The following is a 16,144-nucleotide window of genomic DNA, read 5'->3' as shown; positions in this document are numbered from 1 at the left end:
CCTCAAGACGGTCCGGAAACAGCGTCACCTGATCCCGGTCTACCCCTTCAATGAAACCTGACATAAATGCACTCCTGTATCGCAGGAAGCATACCATATCTGGAGGTTTTCACACAGCCTCGGCCGAAACTGTCGATCTTGTCCTTTGCCCCAGCAACCCGCGTACTACCGGGGCCTGAAACCCGGCGGGTTGCCCCGCCGGGCCTTAGGGAGACCCCGTTCTTTTCAGAACGGGATCTCATCGTCGCGGTCGACCAACTCGGGGTTTTCATTCTCGGTCGCCTTCGGGCGGCTGGAGATCCAGAGCGCTAGCCGGTCAGGCGAAATCCTATCGCTGGCGAACCAGCTCAGGTCGGCCGCCTCGATCAAAGCGAGCCTGTGCCGCCAGCCCTCGGGGCCACACGTCGCAGTCGATCGTCCAGTGCGCCGAGACGGCCCGCGACGCGGGCGAGACGTGCTGCGCTGCCTGCCTCTGCCCTCCGCCAGTCGTCAAGAACTGCGGTCTCGTGGGGTCCGGACCGTGGCCCGGGCGGCAGATCGTCGGGCTTCTCTTCAATCGGACCAGGCAGGAACCACAGGTCAGTTTCGGATGTTTCGTCGACCCCGTCGATGCCAACGAGAGGATCGTCAAAATTATGATGCAAGGCAGGTGTTTGAGGCTTCATATGTGCAAAACAGTATACTTTTGCACTTTACCAAAGCGTTTCTTAGGGGCACCTCTTCACACCCAATATAGCACGCGCGCGCGACGGGCTGCGAGGCCCCTCTGATCGCACTCTAGCTCAACAAACCAAGGGTATGCCACTGAACAGCACCACGGAGAGCCCTCTTGCATCTGTTTACAAACGGTCGTTTACTCCTGACATCCGCAATTGCAAAAGAGGCCCCCTGCCCCGTGCCACTTATCGGATACGCGCGTATTTCTACCGAAGATCAAACCGCCCTGCCCCAAGTTCAGGAGTTGCGCTCCGCAGGCTGCGTGGAAATTGTCGAAGAGCAAGCTTCGGGCGGCAGTCGCACCCGGCCTGTTCTGGCGCGTGTGCTGGATCAGCTGCGCGTTGGCGATACACTTGTCGTGGTTCGCATCGACCGCCTTGCCCGCTCACTTTCGCACCTCTTGGAAATCATTGAAAGGCTGGAGGCCAAAGGGGCGCATTTCCGCTCGTTGCAGGATCCGATCGACACGGCGTCGCCGCAGGGCAAATTTACACTTCAGGTGTTGGGTGCGGCCGCAGAGTTTGAACGGGCGCTGATCCGTGAGCGTACTAAAGCAGGGCTGCGCTCGGCCAAGGCCGAAGGTCGCGTGGGTGGCAACCCTGGCCTTAGAGCCCACGACCCAGCAGCGATCCGAAAAGCACGAGCGGCTCGGGTAGAGAGTCATTTCCAAAAGCTGAACGCCACCGCTGAACATTGGGTGCCGGAAGTGCGCCGCCTTCGCCCTGACATGGCGTGGGAGGATGTCCTTTCGATTGTGAACTCTGGCTTGCCGCGTGACGCCAAACCGTGGACCCAGCCTCGCTTGATCCGCGCAGCCAATAACTTTGTTCGTGAAGGCCTTTTGCCTGCGGCTATCCTTGGCCGAGCCCAGCAAACTGAGAAAGACGACCGACTCCCCGCCATCGTCGCCGCAATCAAGGGTGCAGATCCCAAAGTCACTCTGCAGGAAGTCTGCAAAAGGTTGGAAGCCATGCGAGAGCGCACACCGCGGGGACGGACAAAGTGGCAACCTTCATCGGTGAAGATGCTGCTAGAACGGGCCGCAAGGCTCGGGTTGGCGCTCTAGCTACATCAGAAATGCTGCAAGCGATTCGCGCATGTCTAGTTCTGAACTAGGTTTTGTGCTCTGCAGCCCAACCGGTACAAGATGTGTCATCTTCCACAGCGATTCGAACTTTGCACATATCTATCAATAGCTTACCGAGCTGCGTTGAGAGTTTGGGCGAGCAAGCAATACACGCCACTCAACTTACAACATAAGAAAACAGTTGCCGCACTATAAGTTGCGTGCCATGACTTCAGTTGTCGCACAAACACGATTGTGACGCTTTCTTGCGACGAAACTACAAAAGCCCACCAAGAGGCGCCTGAGGACAGATGAACACGAGCACATATCAACCTTCGCCAGGCTCAATTGCTAGCACAATCAGTGCGAACGCAGCACGCCTGTCTGAAGCTCTGAACACCCATATGCGCAATAGCTTTCAACCTGAAAGCCGAAAAACTCTGCGCAAGTTCCATCCCGCCGAAGTCTCTGAGCTGACGGGCATCAGCATGTCCAACCTTCGAACGCGACACCAGGAAGGCGACTTCCCTGAAGTCGAGACTGACGCGCGCGGCCGGCGCCTTTACACGGCGGAAGAAATCGACACCATCCGCAACGTTATGGCGCGCACAGGTCGCAATGGCGAAGCCTACCTGCCCGGTCGTCGTGACGGCGACGGACTACAGGTCATTTCTGTCGTGAACTTCAAGGGCGGTTCCAGCAAGACAACCTCGGCCATCCATCTGGCTCAGCGCTATGCACTGCGCGGCTACCGGGTTTTGGCATTGGATATGGATCCACAGGCGAGCCTGACCACGATGTTTGGCTACCGCCCAGAGATCGAGTTTTCGGAAACGGGGACGATCTACGATGCTTTGCGCTATGAAGATCCCATCCCACTCAGCCAAGTCATTCGGAAAACTTACTTTCACAATCTCGATCTCGCCCCGGCTGGTCTGATCTTGTCTGAGTATGAAACCGAGACTGCTTATGCTCTGCAGCATCGGGTTGATCCGCCATTTACTCAGCGGCTCGCCATTGCGCTGGATGAAGTCGAGAAGGACTATGACCTCGTCTTAATCGATTGCCCACCGCAACTTGGCTTTACCACCATGACTGCGCTGCTGGCGTCGACTGGACTCCTCATCACTGTCGTCCCAAGCATGCTGGACGTAGCGTCTATGGCGCAGTTCCTTGAAATGGCAGGAGAAACAGTCCGGGTTCTTGAAGAATCGACAGGTCCGACTGATTGGAAGTTCCTCAAGTTCTTGATCGCGCGCTATGAACCGACAGACGTTCCGCAGTCTCAGATGGCAGGCTTTCTGCGATCAATCCTGCTGGATCAAGTCTTGAACACCCCGATGCTGAAGTCCACCGCGATTTCTGATGCCGGTATGACCCAACAAACAATCTATGAACTCGACCCTACTCAAGTCATCCGCAAGACGCTGGATCGCATCCTCGAGAGCGTAAATGGCGTCGCAGATGAGTTTGAGAAGGTCATCCAGGAAGCCTGGGGACGGAGAACTGACTAATGGCTCGTCGCAACATATTTCAGCCACCACTGCCTCCCGATTCCGGTTCGGAGGCAACCCAACCGGACAGCAAGCCTCGGTTCCCCAACACTGGAGCGATGTCAGGCGTCAAGTCGACACTTCGAGACCTGTCTTCGAATGCAGTCCGAGAAATTGACCCGTCGTTGATTGATGACGGTGGTCCGAAAGATCGTTTGAACATCACTGACGCCGATGTTGCAGATCTTGTGCAGAGCATGCGGGCTCACGGTCAGCAAGTGCCAATCATGGTGCGCCCGCTCCTTGAGAACCCGGGACGCTATCGTATCGTCTATGGCCGACGGAGGCTTCGCGCCCTAAAGTTGGCGGGCATCCCGGCTAAGGCCCTGATCCGAACCCTCACCGACGAACAAGCTATCTTGGCGCAGGGCCAAGAGAACAGCTTGCGCCTTGATCCGAGTTTCATCGAGAAGGCCATCTTTGTAACTGATTTGACCGATGGTGGATATGAACAGTCCGTGGTCTTGGACGCCTTGGCGATCGACAGGCCCATGCTTTCTCGGATGACCAAAGTGGCGCGGACACTGCCGCTCAGCGCGGTTCAATTCATTGGTGCCGCCCACGGCATCGGGCGCCGTCGCTGGGAAGAACTGGCTGATCTGGTTCGCGACAAGGAAATCGACCTCGAAGCTCTCGTAGCTTCCCTAGATGAAGCCTCTCGTACACTTACCTCAGATGAACGGTTCGGATTGCTTGCTGACGCGGCATTGAAAGCGGGGCAATCGGACCCCTCACAAGCCGGCGCGCCCCCTGCCCTACCGGTTCTTTACGACGGTTCCAAGATCGCCGAAATCAAAGACACTCCGCGATCATTGACGATTCGCTTTGCAAGATCTGACCAACCTGAGTTCACAAAGTGGATGAAAGAACATGCTGAAACAGAGGTCTTGCGCCTCTACGAGGCCTGGCGGTCGGCAACTGAAGCCGACTGAGATGAACCGAGCAGATCAACAACAAAGGGAGCACTCGCAACCAAAGTAAAAAGAAAGAGCCCCCCAAGGTCACCCTCGGAGAGCCCAATCTGTTGCCTAGCATCACCAGATTTACCAGCTTCTCCCTGTCAGTCAAGAACAACCGATTCGGTTGATTCTATAAGTTTGCCTAAACAAGCGAACTAATCGGTGCCTTGCTGTGGCAGCTTTTGCCTAGGCTTGCCGTGAAAAAACATGCGCTTTCAACATATTACTGCACCTTTAGGGTCGCGGTCCGCAAAAGCTTTGCCTACGACTCATGGTCAGCCCGATCGGTTCAGCCTCATCGAAGTTGTCCGCAAGGCCAGCCCAGCCCTAGGACTCAAGGCTCCGATCATTGCAACTCTGGACGCATTGCTGTCCTGCTTGCCCCCAAAGCGAAGCCACAACTTCGTCTTTGCGTCAAACGCAACGATTGCTTTCAAGCGTAACGGCATTTCCGATCGAACGATCCGTCGGCACGTCGCTCTACTAGCAGAGGCTGGCTTGCTTGCTCGGTCGGATAGCCCTAACCGCAAACGCTTCTCAAAGAGCGACATGTCCACTGGCAGTGTCCTTCGCTTCGGTTTTGACCTTTCTCCGCTATTCAAAAGCTATGACCAGATTTGTGCGATGGCGGAAGACTGCGCAAGAGAGGCTAGTCACATTTCTTTCCTACGGACAAAAGTGCGGTGCGCCATCGCCCGAACAATGGCGTTAGACGGGTTAAGCATCGATGCGGAAAGCGCACTTCGCACCTTGAGGCGCAAGCTGTCGGCTGAAGAACTCAACAGCATCCTGGATAACCTTGTCCCCGTTGAGGAAAACCAAGGTATGGACTGCGGTGCAGAGATGTCGATTGAGGTCGAAATGTCCGCAACTGACGGACAAAATGTCCGACACCATCATAGCTCAAAAAAAGAACCTATAGATTCTGATGTCGCTGAGAAGACCGAAGGCCCCCAACTACAGCATCACCAGGTATCAATTGGAAGCCTAGTTAATACATGCAAAGAGGCAGCAAGTTACCTCCAACGCCCTGCAGAGAGCTTATCTGATGTAATCGGTCACGCCCGTACTCTTGCTCCAATGATGGGCATCGACAGTACGACTTACCGCGCAGCAGAAGATAGGCTTGGAGACCTTAGGACGGCCGTTACCGTTTGGGGCCTGCTTCAGATGCAAGGAAGAATTCGACAGCTTGGAGCCTACTTTCGCGCCATTACTACCGGAAAACGAAGCACAGCTTTCGATCCTTGGGCAATGATCAATACCCTTGTGAAGCAGAATATGCTGCAAAGATGTTAGAGTTGTCCGCGGACAACGGCCAGCAGGGACCAAGAACTGAAGTCTCTGCCTCAAAAACAGAATTGTCCGCGGACAATCTTCACTGTGCGGCGTCAGATCGTTCCTCGGCAACGGATCCACGGTTGAGAGTGAAAGGATTGGTTGGTTTGAGGGTGGCGGGAAGTGAGATCGGGAGAGTGGTTCCCGGCGCCCGTCGTGGAGAAGACCTTATGGCCCATACTGCCCAGAAGATCACCCTGTCGTCCTCACGGGACATCCCCTTTGATAAGCTGGTGCCGAGCCAGTCCAACGTCCGGCGCATCAAGGCCGGTGTATCGGTTGAAGAGTTGGCCGAGGACATCGCCCGCCGTGGCCTGTTGCAAGGCCTGAGCGTACGGCCTGTGTTGGATGCCGATGGCGTCGAGACAGGCAAGTTCGAGATCCCAGCTGGCGGTCGACGCTTTCAGGCGCTGTCGTTGCTGGTGAAGCAGAAGCGTTTGGTGAAGACCGCGCCTGTGCCTTGTGTGTTGCGTGCTGTGACATCAGATATCCTGGCCGAGGACGACTCCTTGGCTGAGAACATGCAGCGCGTTGCCTTGCACCCGCTCGATCAGTTCCGCGCCTTTGTTGCTTTGCGCGACAAGGGGCAGGGTGAGGAAGCCATTGCGGCGGCCTTCTTTGTCACACCGCAGATCGTGAAGCAGCGGTTGAAACTTGCGTCAGTGGCCCCTGCCCTACTCGAGGTCTATGCCGAGGATGGCATGACGCTGGAACAGCTGATGGCTTTCACGGTGAACCCCGATAACGCGCGTCAGGTACAAGTCTGGGATGCGGTGAAGAACTCCTGGAACAAGGAGCCCTATTCCATCCGGCGCATGTTGACGGAGACCTCTGTGCGGGCCTCCGATCGGCGCGCGGTGTTTGTTGGTGTTGATGCATATGAGGCAGCGGGTGGCGTTGTCCTGCGTGATCTCTTCCAAGGCGATGATGGTGGCTGGTTGGAGGACCCTGCCCTGCTCGACCGTTTGGTCGCGGACAAACTGCAAGCCGAAGCGCAGGCAATCGCCGCTGAGGGTTGGAAGTGGATCGAGGTGTCAACTGACCTGCCCTACGGCTATAGCCACGGTCTGCGGCGTCTTGTTGGCGATCCATCGCCGCTCAGCGAGAATGAAGTTGCAGAGCATCCCAAGCTGCTTGCGGAGTATCGTGCACTTGAAGAAGAATACGCTGGTCAGGACGAATACCCCGAGGAGATCGACACTCGGCTTGGCGAGCTGGAAGCTGCGATGGAAGCCTTTGAGCAGCGCCCGCTGATCTTTGAGGCGGCCGAGGTTGGTCGCGCCGGGGTCTTTGTAACGCTGGATCGGGATGGCGGCCTGGCTGTTTATCGCGGCTATGTCCGGCCTGAGGATGAGCCTCGCGAAGAGGCCGTGGCCAACTTCGGCGATGAACTTGGTGCCGAAGGGCAGGGGCAGATAGCGACGTCTCGGCCTGTCAGCTTCCCGCTGGTCCGTCTGCGGCCACCGTCATCACTTCTGGGGGTCAGCCGTTCAGTGCCGGTCTTCCAGACGATGAGGATGATGGCGCATTGAAGCCTTTGCCGGAGCGTCTGATCATGGAGCTGACCGCGCATCGCACCCTCGCATTGCGCGAAGCGATTGGGCGTTCGCCCGACGTCGCCTTGACACTTCTGCTGATGAAGCTGGTCAGCGACACCTTCCGTAGCTCCGGCGCATCGGGCAGTTGCCTCGAGGCGTCTGTGCGCCCCGTGTACATGTCGGCACAGGCCCCCGATCTGAAGGATAGTCCGGTGGCCAAGGCCGTGGACGATCGTCATTCTGCCTGGGAGGTCGATCTGCCGCTTGGCGACGATGCCGTGCTTTGGGACTATCTCTCGGCCCTTGATCAGGCAAGCCGTTTGGCTCTGCTCGCGCATTGCTTGAGCTTCGGGGTCAATGCGCTGCATGAGAAGGTCAACCCTTATGGCGCGGGCATCTCGGCCAGCGGGTTGACCCGCCGCATGGCACAGTCGGTCATCGCGGCCCAAGCCGTCGATCTCGACATGGTCGCGGCGGGCTGGGAGCCGACAGCGGACAACTACCTGAACCGGGTTCCCAAAGCGCGTATCCTTCAAGCCGTGCGTGAGGCGAAGGGGGAGGGCACCGCGCAACTGCTAGATCATCTGAAGAAGGGCGAGATGGCGACGGAAGCCGAGCGCTTGCTCAAGGGCAGCGGTTGGTTGCCGGAGGTTCTGCGGCGCAGCGAGCCTGCTGCTCTGGACTGTGATGTCGCTTCTGAAGGGCAGGGGGCTTTGAGCGAAGAAGTCTTGGGCGATCAGGACAGCGTCGAGGAAATCGACTTGCCCGCCTTCCTGATGGCCGATTTGCCCGTGGAAAGCACAGCAATGATGGCTGCGGAGTGATCTGAGCCCCCGAGGGCGAGGAAACCCGCCCTCGATCACTACAAAACACAACAATATCAATATGATGAGTGCGAATCTTCGCATTCAGGATGAGGAATCATGTCCGCAAACACAATAATCGACCAAGCGCCTTTGGGCGCGCTCATTCGTTACACCGACGGCAGTCCCAAACCGCCTGCACGCTTCACCAAAAAGCTGGCGGCATGGGAAAGGTCCAACGGTGTTGGCCGTCTGGTTAAGAAGGAACCGCCGCGGCCCTTTCCGACCTGGACGGCTCAAGCATCCTTTTCGCTGCATGAGGGGAACTTCTCCTCAGAGGGGGTCATCCTCGTCACCATCATGCGCAGTCATTCAGCTGACAGTCCGCTCAGCTTTGAGGTGGTCGAGGAGCCCACGGTGGGGCAGATCCGCGTGCTTCTGGATTTCGGTGGCAACACCGAGCTGCTGCATCTGGCGGAATCCATTGCCGCGGCCGAGCTTTGGATTGCCAAGGAGGGCTATCGCAACGCGCGGCTGCAAATCGTCGGTGACGAACGCGATGGGGCAGGGGAGGCGGCTATCGCCGCCTGAGCCTTCTCAGTGACCAAGGGGGCCCGCCGCACGCGGGGCTCTCATCCAGCACCAACCTGTCCCGCGCATCTGAGCGGGGCACCAAAGGCTCCATCCTCAGTAGGGCCTCAGTCAACCAAAAGCATGTCTGCAAGGCTGGCGGGGTGAGCATCAGCGGGACAATTCGGCTCCTTGTGTCAAAGTACCATCCCCCGCTTGCCAGCCCCTTCCTTGGCCCAAATCCAGTCTTCGAGATCAAGCCACAAGGGCTCGGACTAGGGGCAAGCCCGAGCCGCCGGCCGGATTCGGGGCAAGCCCGAACGCACCCGGTGATGTCAGCCCGTCTTTGGGCCTGCGGGTTCCTGTCAGCGCGGGGGATGGTCCCTCGCCTCCCAGCAGGAGCCAAAACAAATGTCCCGCAAAGATGCACACGCCTTCGCCGCCAGCCTCGCAGCCACGCTCATGGTCTCCATCGTCGTCTTCCAGGCAGGGGATGGAACCTTCGGTGCCGTCCCCGCCGATGAAATCGACGGCGACGAGGTTCAGGTGCTTGTTGAGATCGACCCGTGGGCGTAATGCCCACGGTCGTTAAGAAGGCCCGGGCACGGCGCGAACGCGCCTCCGGGCCTTTCGCCTGTCTCTCCTCAAGAGCCTGACAGGCACAAGGCGCCGACGTCCATTCGGCATTCCGAAATCCTAGAAATGGAAATGCGCATGCCTGCGCCTAAACTCTTTAGCGCGGTGCTGTGCTGGGTGCCACGTATTGGCGGTCAGTTGACTGCCAGGTCCTCGGGCGATTTGCCTGCGTCAAGGGCTGCGACAAACCACAGCGGTTTGCGCCCCCGGCCTGACCAGGTGAGGGCCGCGTTCTCTGGATGGCGGTATTTCGCGGCGGCGGGCGCACGGGTGGGTTTCACCTCGCTGCCGATCAGGTCGGCCAAGGAATAACCCATCTCTTTGGCGATCGCGTCCAGTTTGGCGCGGGCTTCGGCTTTGTGACGATCCTCAAATGTGGAAATTGCCTTGGCAAGGTCCTTTTGCAATTGCCGCAGCTCTTTGAGCGACAGAGCCTCGAGATTGAAGTCAGCCATGCGTGCCTCGTGTCCAGAATGATCGATCCGGGATAGCCGTCTCGTCAACGCATCGCAACCGCCTTCGGGCTAAGACTGCGTGGAAGGGCAGGAAGGCAGGGTGATCTACCGCAGGGTTGCAGTACGGATCGGAGGCTTTGGCCCTGTTGTATTGGCAAGGAAGGTCTTTGATCTGCATTGGCCCCACGTCGCTCCCATCCCCGGCGCCATCCCTTCGACTGACAATCCCCTAAGCCTGTTCGGCCTCTGGCGCACAACCCCGCGTCAGTCCGGGCTGTGTTGCCCCTTTGGGGCTGCCCGCTCCACCCCGGACCTTTGGGGGTTTCCGGTCGCCGTTCCGTCGCCCGTGCACGCCTCAGCCGACAGGCTTTTTCCGGGTCTTGTCGAAGGGACGGTCCCAGGGACAGGAAAACAGGAGCTACCAAATGCAGAACATCGTCATCCTCGCCGGCAACATCGGTCAGAACCCCGAAGTCCGCACCACCCAGGGCGGCACGAAGATCACCAACTTCACCCTGGCCACCTCGCGTCCCCGCCTTTCGGAAGGTCGCGCGATCCGCGACGAGAACGGCTACCGGGTCATGGACACCGAATGGCACCGCATCACCTGCTTCAACGGCCTCGGCAAAACCGTCGCCGAGCACAGCGAAAAGGGCATGAAGGTCATGGTCCACGGCCGTATCCACTACACGAAATGGACCGACGCAACCGGCACCGATCGCTACGGCTGCGAGATCATCGCTGAGAAGGTTGATTTCCTCAGCGCGCCAAAGGTTTGCGCCGGTGACGGGAAGGAACAGATCAGAACGACCGCTGGACGTTGTGCAGATCGATCACACTCCAGCGGACATCATCCTTGTCGACAGCTTCGAGCGCAAACCCATCGGCCGGCCTTGGGTGACCTTGGCGATCGACATCGCCACGCGCATGGTGACGGGATACCACGTCAGCTTTGACGCGCCGTCCCGCCTTTCGGTGGCCTTGTGCCTCACGCGGGCCGTCGCCCCCAAAGCTGAATTTCTGGTAGACCTCGAGTGTAACCCATCGCGAACAACGCCGCTTCCTGAATGTTCTGCGTTATCTCAGCAATGAACTCGAGGCATCTCTGGTTTGCTTTGGAGTCAGCGAAGCGGTCGATGCCATTCGCGGCGATGTCCAACTCGCGCGACGCCTGGACGAACACCACCTGCCAAACTGGCGCGATGATGCCGAGTTCTCGGACATGATCCAGACCTTGATCGCGGCGATGCCGCTCGCGAAGAAGTCCAATCTGAATGTCAAATCGCTCAAACAGATACTGGCGCTGACCGGCGGGGTAACCTCGCGCATCTTTTCCTTGGTCAAGGACCTCTCCATCGACGCAATTGTCACTGGCGAGGAATGCATCACGGATGAGGCAATTGCCAAATGGACACCGGTCTGGTCGCGCCATGCGAACGCCCAACGGCGGCTCGAGAAGGCCAGAGCGTGAAGCAGCGCCCGTTGCCGAAAACTGTCACGCCTCTTGCGGATGAGCTGCTTTCTGGATGGCTGACGCGACTGGCGGTCACCAACCATTGTGAGGTCGACGAACTCCTGGCGCATATTGAAGTCGATACGGGGCAGGTCGCCATGCTCGATTTTGAGGTTGAGGTGGCCGCGACAACTGCAGAAAAGATATCGATTGCGGCCCGTGTTGCCGCTGAAACTGTTCAATCTCTTACCTTTGGGACAATGACCCAGACCGAAGCCCTGATGACGGCGCAGGTCGCGTTCCAATCTTGTCCCGACTGCTCTCGGCGCGGCATAGCGCTCAAACAGTGGCGGAAGTTATGGGCATTCGACTGCCAGATCTGCGGCACCCAACTTGGGTCGATCCTCATCAAGCCTGATCGCAGCCGAATACCCGAAAAGCTGGTGCGTCGTGCCCGAAGCGGGGCACGGCTGCTCGAAAGCGCAGTGACGTCCAACTGCGCCAACAAACTTAAACGCGCCATGCGGGCGGCCACCTATGCCAAGGCGCTTAAGTCCGTTCGCGCGGATACGGCCTTTGCCCTTCAAAGTCCCAGACCCGACGTGAGACTATTCTGCCTTGCTGCCATCGCCGTGGCTCAGTCACGTCCACTGGCCAAGGCGGCTATGTTCAGCACTGGCCTCGATGGGTACGCAAGAGTTGCCTTGCTTCGTGCGTTTGAAAAAGAGCCCCGTCTTCTTGCAGCAGTTGACAGGATTGTACTGCGAAACAGGGAAAAGCGCCGACGAACTGGCGTATGAATATCACATTTAAGGGCAATAAACTCTGCCCAACGCACCGTGTGCCGACTTTAAGGGCAACGCGACACCTTGGCAAGCCATTGCGGTGATCCGGTCGCCGCAACGGCTGCTGAGACGACCCTCGCCCGACTAGTGGAGACCGATCCCGAAACCGCCCTTCTCGTCCGCATCTACCAGTTGCTGGACGTCCCCCCGGCATGCTATTGGCACAGGGACTTGCCTGAGGCCGCCGAGTTGGACCTTGCCGCCCGAAATGGATCGAACTGCGCCTGCCAGCCCGTGAACCTCTGCTACACCGACCTTTCGGGACAGGAGACCGCAGGTACGTTCGTGCCGCGCGCCTTCGTGCATCCGCCCCAAGGGGTGAAGTTGTTTGCCTGGTGCGAGGAGCGCAGGGATTTCCGCCAGCTCTTCGTGGGCGCCCTGCAGGGACCGACACTCAAGTAGGGTGATTTCAGTGGGGCTCGCGCGGCGTTGCTGCGAGGACCGTGGGACAAAGAAGCCGCACGCGCCTGACTACGGTCGGGTTTATGAATCATTCCGGCCCAAAGTTGCCAATGGACCCGGCAGAAACGCCTTGTACGGCCCCTTCAAATCGTCCGCGGGGGCTCACCAAAGCAACCATCGGTAGCCAGAACTGAAGACCACAATGCACCACTATGTCGTCCACTGCAATCAACAGTTCCCCCAGCCAGCGTTGGGTGGCAATATGACTTTCAAGCCAATGATGGACTGGCAAAGGTTTACGCCAAACCTGTTCAGGAAACAACAACGTCAACTTCCGGGATGCAATACTTATTCGGAGCTCACGCCCTTTCAATAAACGACTTTGCTTCAGCATATGGGGACTATCCAATTGAAAATCCCGCCGAGTCCTTCAGAAGAAATTGATCGTCTTTTCCGATTAGAGTATGGCGACCGCCGCGAAACTATATCTCGATTTCTTGGCGTGTTTGTAGGTGGCTGGCTCCTTCACGGATATACCGGTTGGAGCAGTTCTTGGATCTGGCCAGCATCATTTTTCGTCGCTCATGGAATCTACTACCTGTTTCTTAAGTCGAGGATGCTTCGAGCGAATCGACGGGACGAGACAATTTCAGCAGTACTGTTCCTCATAATTATGGCCAGCTTCCTTTGGATGCCAGCCATTATGATCTGTGAAGAAGATCGCGCCTTGTCGATTTGCGGGGCAGCATTAATCGGTTGCATACTAGTATTTCTGGTTCGCCGCAGTGACATTCTGCCGATCATGATCTACGGCGAAGTAATTGTGGTAGCAACCGTTATTGCGGTTGTATTCATAAGACTGATCCCGCAATTCACCGACCCATTTGCCAAGCTGGGACTCATCACAAGCGGATCTGCGTTATTGTATTATTTCGTTGAGGCGTCACGGGTGTCACGACGGTTGCGAATTGAAGAGGCGAAGTCGACAGAGACCCTTTGGCATGCGGCTCATATCGACGAACTTTCGGGGTTGGCAAATCGCAACTGGTTCAACCAGCGACTCGCCGAACATCTCGCCGCTTCAACAATTCAGCATGTCAGTTTTTATCTGATACTTCTGGACCTTGACCGTTTTAAAGATGTTAACGACTCCTTTGGTCATCCCACCGGCGACGCAGTGCTCCGGATCGCAGCGGAACGCATTTCCAATTATTTTGGTCAGGATGCTGTCATCGGTCGATATGGCGGGGACGAATTCGCCGTGATCACGCGCAACACTGGCGCTTCCCAGGACATGCAAACCGCAGTTGCACGTTTCGTGACAGAACTGCGTTTCGCAATGAGGGTTGAGGACGTTGAACTGCAAGTCGGCGCATCAGTTGGCCTCGCCCGGTTTCCGCAAGATGCAATGACGCAAGAAGGCCTAGTGAGATGTGCAGATATGGCGCTGCTGCATGCCAAGCGGACCCAAAAAGGGGGTGCTGCCTTCTTCGATGGGCACATTCGAGTCGCATCGGACCGTCGCCGCGCCTCCATCGAACGTCTACGTTATGCTGTCGCAACGGATCAGATCGTTGCGCATTACCAACCACGCGTTCATCTCGCGACAGGAGAAGTTCGGGGTTATGAGGCCTTGGCGCGGATTTTGGAACCAGGGGGCGAGGTCAGCGGCCCATCTGTCTGGGGCGATGCCTTGGATGATCCGGACTGTGTCCGCCTGGTCGACCAAATGATGTTACGGGCCGTTGTCGCAGATTGGCCAAAATTGATCAGTAGTTTGCAAGGACCCAAACAGCACCCTGTAGGTAGCATTGGTCTGAATACCTCACATTTCAGCCTAAAACGAAACGATTTCGTCCCAGACCTTTTGGACCAATTAGCAAGGAACAATATTCCGACGACCGCCATCGAGATCGAGGTTTTGGAAACAGTCCTTATTGGAAAGTCCAACCCACTTCTCGGCAAGCAGCTGGCGTTGATGCGAACCGAGGGCATTTCAGTTGCACTAGATGACTTCGGCACAGGTTTCGCGTCGTTGATGCATTTGCGGGATTTGCCCATTGACCGCATCAAGCTTGACCAATCCTTCGTGCGCGATCTAGATGGCGACATACGCAACCGTTCAATCGTCCAGATTGCCGTGGAACTAGCGCACGCACTAGGCATGAGCATCGTTGCCGAAGGGATTGAGAGTGAATCCGCCAAGGACTTTCTGAGGTCGATCGGTTGTGATGAGGGACAAGGATACTTGCTCGGCCCTCCAATGGCAATTTAGTATCAAGGCTCTGGACTCCTTGATCATTTCCAGAAGATGCGATGGCGGCGATTCCTATGGCAGACATGAAGGTGTGGGCGCAGCGGTCGTAGCAGGTGACGGCCACGATCACGTTACCGAAGTCTGGACCATAGTCATCAAGTTAAACTCAATGAACCTTGACGTCCTCATTTGAAGAGCCATCAGTCCGATGATCCTTCAGGCAACTATTGGCGCTCATATCGGCAACTAGGGCGTCCTTAGATAAATCAATTTGCCACATAAGTCGATACAGGTTATTACTCGATGCGAAATCTTGAATGTCATCGAGAACTGTTTTTATCCAATCCAATTCCTGCATCTACCCTCTCCTAACATTCATGCGGTTCTGTCGTCTCATTACTTGATTCTAGTTAATTTTCCGTTTCAGTCGAGTCCGCACGTCGCCTCGCACGTCGCCAGCCCTGTTATCCTTTTTTTAACTATCACAAGCTAGAATGCATGAATCGGCAGATAAAATTATCAACTTGAAAACAAACATAGAACCGACCAGCTCGAGGCCAAAAAAATGTCGCTTTCAATTCAAGCATCAAAAATCATAGGCGTTATCTTTAAAGATCAGGGTTTTAGCCCTGGCGGCACAATTAATGAAGGCCAGTTAATTTGTTGAATGCGTGACCCTTGCCCCTCTTCATTGCGTAGTGCATAGACTCTGTTGATGGCGCGGATGCCCCCCCCCAACGGCATTACAATGGCACATGGCGATGCCGTTGGGGGGGCATAGGACTGGCGCAGCTCCACCCCGGCCTCTTGCGCCAGTTCCACCTGTTGATCCCGCGCCCGCTCGTGAAGCCGAGCATCCGTCGGATGGGCGATACTCTTCTCCATGACGGTCGTGTCGACTGCCACGCGCTTAACGCTGTCCTCGTCGATGGCCCCAGACTTCAGTCCCGCGCGGATTGTCTGGGTCAGCATCCCTTCGACGCCTGCCTCACCGAACCGTTTCCGCCAGCGGGTGAGCGAGGTGGGATCGATCGGCGGGCGGTGCTGAAAGAAGGTCTCGCCGGTGAAATGCTGGTAGTAAGGGTTCTCGACCCAGCGGGCGACGACCGCCTCGTCCGACAGCCGGAAGGCTTGCTGGAGATAGAGCAGCCCCGCCACGAGCCGTGGCGACGTCGCAGGCCGACCGGTAGAGGAGGGGAAGAACCCGGCCCACTCCGTCTCGAAGAAGGCCCAGTCGATCAGGGGGGACAACTTCACCAGTTCATGGCGCATGTCGATCAGATCGTCGAGCCGGGGGCGGAGGAGATCATTTTGCTCGGGATATCGCGGGCGGTGCTTCATGGCGTAAACCGGAAATTGCAGAGTTCCCGAAAGAATTCTACGAAATCTGGCAGGCCGAGGTGAGTAAGACCACCACCTTATCAAGTTCGCCCTGAACAAATCACTCAAGCCGCTCTGACGATCCGATGGCGCCGATCCGGTGCGTTGATGCCCCAGACGACGGCGATCATCCAGGCAAGCCAATCCCTGAGGTGGGCGAGGATCTTTCGGA

13 protein-coding genes and 5 pseudogenes are annotated in these 16,144 nt (G+C 57.2%); 13 read left to right on the top strand and 5 right to left on the bottom strand.

Features of this window, described 5'->3' with window-relative positions:
* Positions 1 to 255: 255 nt before the first annotated feature.
* A pseudogene (locus tag GEU84_RS20610) lies at positions 256 to 665 on the bottom strand (hypothetical protein); the annotation flags it as partial.
* A gap of 230 nt (positions 666 to 895) precedes the next feature.
* On the opposite strand from GEU84_RS20610, the gene GEU84_RS20605 reads away from it, so the two are divergent.
* The 7 genes and pseudogenes from GEU84_RS20605 (at position 896) to GEU84_RS20575 (ending at position 9,120) form a co-directional block, all read left to right on the top strand.
* Positions 896 to 1,783, top strand: a complete 888-nt coding sequence (locus GEU84_RS20605; protein WP_174540109.1) for a recombinase family protein — start codon at positions 896 to 898, stop codon at positions 1,781 to 1,783.
* Positions 1,784 to 2,094: 311 nt separating this feature from the next.
* Positions 2,095 to 3,297 carry a plasmid partitioning protein RepA gene (gene repA, locus GEU84_RS20600; protein WP_152828771.1) on the top strand — a complete coding sequence of 401 codons (1,203 nt, stop codon included), beginning with the start codon at positions 2,095 to 2,097 and terminating at the stop codon, positions 3,295 to 3,297.
* Positions 3,297 to 4,268: a plasmid partitioning protein RepB gene (repB, locus tag GEU84_RS20595; protein ID WP_152828770.1), complete on the top strand. Its 972-nt coding sequence runs from the start codon at positions 3,297 to 3,299 to the stop codon at positions 4,266 to 4,268. The genes repA and repB overlap by 1 nt, the downstream gene beginning before the upstream one ends.
* Before the next feature lie 234 nt (positions 4,269 to 4,502).
* Positions 4,503 to 5,594 carry a plasmid replication protein RepC gene (repC, locus tag GEU84_RS20590; protein ID WP_152828769.1) on the top strand — a complete coding sequence of 364 codons (1,092 nt, stop codon included), beginning with the start codon at positions 4,503 to 4,505 and terminating at the stop codon, positions 5,592 to 5,594.
* Positions 5,595 to 5,803: 209 nt separating this feature from the next.
* Positions 5,804 to 7,995 (top strand): annotated as a pseudogene (locus GEU84_RS20585) (ParB/RepB/Spo0J family partition protein).
* A 99-nt stretch (positions 7,996 to 8,094) separates the two neighbouring features.
* Positions 8,095 to 8,565, top strand: a complete 471-nt coding sequence (locus GEU84_RS20580; protein WP_152828768.1) for a hypothetical protein — start codon at positions 8,095 to 8,097, stop codon at positions 8,563 to 8,565.
* Positions 8,566 to 8,955: 390 nt separating this feature from the next.
* Positions 8,956 to 9,120, top strand: coding sequence for a hypothetical protein (locus GEU84_RS20575; RefSeq protein ID WP_165375273.1), 165 nt, complete (start codon positions 8,956 to 8,958; stop codon positions 9,118 to 9,120).
* Between the two features lie 194 nt (positions 9,121 to 9,314).
* On the opposite strand, the gene GEU84_RS20570 is transcribed toward GEU84_RS20575, so the two are convergent.
* The gene (locus GEU84_RS20570; protein WP_152828767.1) at positions 9,315 to 9,635 is read right to left on the bottom strand and encodes an H-NS histone family protein; all 321 of its coding nucleotides are present in this window, start codon (positions 9,633 to 9,635) and stop codon (positions 9,315 to 9,317) included.
* Between the two features lie 425 nt (positions 9,636 to 10,060).
* Here GEU84_RS20570 and GEU84_RS20565 point away from each other — a divergent pair.
* The 5 genes and pseudogenes from GEU84_RS20565 to GEU84_RS20550 all read left to right on the top strand — a co-directional run.
* Positions 10,061 to 10,438 (top strand): annotated as a pseudogene (locus GEU84_RS20565) (single-stranded DNA-binding protein); the annotation flags it as partial.
* Positions 10,439 to 10,698: 260 nt separating this feature from the next.
* A pseudogene (locus GEU84_RS21260) lies at positions 10,699 to 10,776 on the top strand (hypothetical protein); the annotation flags it as partial.
* Positions 10,777 to 10,857: 81 nt separating this feature from the next.
* A complete protein-coding gene (locus GEU84_RS21255; protein ID WP_241427789.1) occupies positions 10,858 to 11,106 on the top strand; it encodes a hypothetical protein in 249 nt (82 codons plus the stop codon).
* Complete coding sequence (locus GEU84_RS20555; RefSeq protein ID WP_174540108.1) at positions 11,103 to 11,888, top strand: TniQ family protein; 786 nt, start codon at positions 11,103 to 11,105, stop codon at positions 11,886 to 11,888. The genes GEU84_RS21255 and GEU84_RS20555 overlap by 4 nt, the downstream gene beginning before the upstream one ends.
* A 132-nt stretch (positions 11,889 to 12,020) precedes the next feature.
* Positions 12,021 to 12,335 carry a hypothetical protein gene (locus GEU84_RS20550; RefSeq protein WP_152828765.1) on the top strand — a complete coding sequence of 105 codons (315 nt, stop codon included), beginning with the start codon at positions 12,021 to 12,023 and terminating at the stop codon, positions 12,333 to 12,335.
* Between the two features lie 88 nt (positions 12,336 to 12,423).
* Here the strand turns inward: GEU84_RS20550 and GEU84_RS20545 are convergent, their stop codons facing one another.
* Positions 12,424 to 12,729, bottom strand: coding sequence for a hypothetical protein (locus GEU84_RS20545; RefSeq protein ID WP_152828764.1), 306 nt, complete (start codon positions 12,727 to 12,729; stop codon positions 12,424 to 12,426).
* Between GEU84_RS20545 and GEU84_RS20540 the strand changes: the two genes are divergently transcribed.
* The gene (locus GEU84_RS20540) at positions 12,730 to 14,610 is read left to right on the top strand and encodes a putative bifunctional diguanylate cyclase/phosphodiesterase (protein ID WP_152828763.1); all 1,881 of its coding nucleotides are present in this window, start codon (positions 12,730 to 12,732) and stop codon (positions 14,608 to 14,610) included.
* A gap of 148 nt (positions 14,611 to 14,758) precedes the next feature.
* On the opposite strand, the gene GEU84_RS20535 is transcribed toward GEU84_RS20540, so the two are convergent.
* Positions 14,759 to 14,950, bottom strand: a complete 192-nt coding sequence (locus GEU84_RS20535; protein WP_152828762.1) for a hypothetical protein — start codon at positions 14,948 to 14,950, stop codon at positions 14,759 to 14,761.
* A 416-nt stretch (positions 14,951 to 15,366) separates the two neighbouring features.
* A pseudogene (locus GEU84_RS20530) lies at positions 15,367 to 15,933 on the bottom strand (transposase); the annotation flags it as partial.
* Positions 15,934 to 16,144: the final 211 nt, after the last annotated feature.

The sequence above is a fragment of the Fertoeibacter niger genome (genome assembly GCF_009380135.2).
Classification (GTDB): Bacteria; Pseudomonadota; Alphaproteobacteria; order Rhodobacterales; family Rhodobacteraceae; genus Fertoeibacter; species Fertoeibacter niger.
This window is presented reverse-complemented; position numbering and strand designations above follow the sequence as displayed.

Coding starts and splice junctions, on each gene's coding strand:
- GEU84_RS20575 (WP_165375273.1), top strand. CDS start 8,956: ATGTCCCGCAAAGATGCACACGCCTTCGCCGCCAGCCTCGCAGCCACG.
- GEU84_RS21255 (WP_241427789.1), top strand. CDS start 10,858: ATGATCCAGACCTTGATCGCGGCGATGCCGCTCGCGAAGAAGTCCAAT.
- GEU84_RS20545 (WP_152828764.1), bottom strand. CDS start 12,729: ATGCTGAAGCAAAGTCGTTTATTGAAAGGGCGTGAGCTCCGAATAAGT.
- GEU84_RS20570 (WP_152828767.1), bottom strand. CDS start 9,635: ATGGCTGACTTCAATCTCGAGGCTCTGTCGCTCAAAGAGCTGCGGCAA.
- GEU84_RS20540 (WP_152828763.1), top strand. CDS start 12,730: ATGGGGACTATCCAATTGAAAATCCCGCCGAGTCCTTCAGAAGAAATT.
- repC (WP_152828769.1), top strand. CDS start 4,503: ATGCGCTTTCAACATATTACTGCACCTTTAGGGTCGCGGTCCGCAAAA.
- GEU84_RS20580 (WP_152828768.1), top strand. CDS start 8,095: ATGTCCGCAAACACAATAATCGACCAAGCGCCTTTGGGCGCGCTCATT.
- GEU84_RS20535 (WP_152828762.1), bottom strand. CDS start 14,950: ATGCAGGAATTGGATTGGATAAAAACAGTTCTCGATGACATTCAAGAT.
- repB (WP_152828770.1), top strand. CDS start 3,297: ATGGCTCGTCGCAACATATTTCAGCCACCACTGCCTCCCGATTCCGGT.
- repA (WP_152828771.1), top strand. CDS start 2,095: ATGAACACGAGCACATATCAACCTTCGCCAGGCTCAATTGCTAGCACA.